This is a genomic window from Wolbachia endosymbiont of Drosophila bocki (genome assembly GCF_028982005.1).
GTDB classification, from domain to species: Bacteria; Pseudomonadota; Alphaproteobacteria; order Rickettsiales; family Anaplasmataceae; genus Wolbachia; species Wolbachia pipientis.
This window is the reverse complement of record NZ_JAPQLG010000075.1, coordinates 1-696: the sequence shown is the minus strand read 5'-3', so window position 1 is coordinate 696 and position 696 is coordinate 1. Positions and strand designations below refer to the sequence as shown.

Genomic DNA, 696 nt, shown 5'->3' with positions numbered 1-696 from the left:
TCTGTTGGATATTTTTTCCTCATCTCTTACCTCAATATTCTTTCTTTATATACTACGTATTCCTTGGTTTATGGACAACCTCTAAGAAGTCTAATAGCAAATTTTTAAGTTCCTCTTTAACTCTTTAACCAGCGGGCTCGCATGAGGAGAGGAGAGTAAAGGTCCTCTTCCATAGATATCTTCACACTTTTTTCTTCTTCTGTAGTTGGCGGATGAGTAAGAAAGTGAACCTTTGGTGCACCACTAATTATTGTCATCGGTGTTTGCTCTGCCCCTTCTCCCATAACTAAAACAGCAGATGTTGCCAGTGCATCAAGAAGATTGACTTGTGTTACTTGCAGTGGTTGATTATAAAGATCTGGCTTGCCTATATAGGAATAAAGTGGTTCAAATCCACACCAACCAAGAGCAACGCCCGTAACCCCAAGGCGCATAGGTGTTATGTTACTATCTGTAATCAAAATACCAAGATGTTTTATGCAGTGTTTTGTCTTGAGATAGTTCCATATTGATAGAGCTGTTTTCTGAACATCCTTTGGGTATAAAATATACATTTCATTACCATTTGATTCATCAATACCAGCAGATGGAATTAAGATATTGTCTTTGATTGTTAAATAGATGCCGTAAGAACCTGTTAAGGATCTCGAAAATATGAGGTAAAATAAGCATAGTTAAGAAAGAGGTATATCTATG

Annotated in this window: 1 protein-coding gene; it reads right to left on the bottom strand. The window is 36.9% G+C overall.

All coding sequences use genetic code 11. The features are described from left to right. Window positions 1-116 precede the first annotated feature (116 nt). Window positions 117-593 (bottom strand): coenzyme F420-0:L-glutamate ligase, encoded by a 477-nt coding sequence (locus OZD61_RS01485; RefSeq protein WP_338062826.1) that lies wholly within the window; start codon window positions 591-593, stop codon window positions 117-119. Window positions 594-696: the final 103 nt, after the last annotated feature.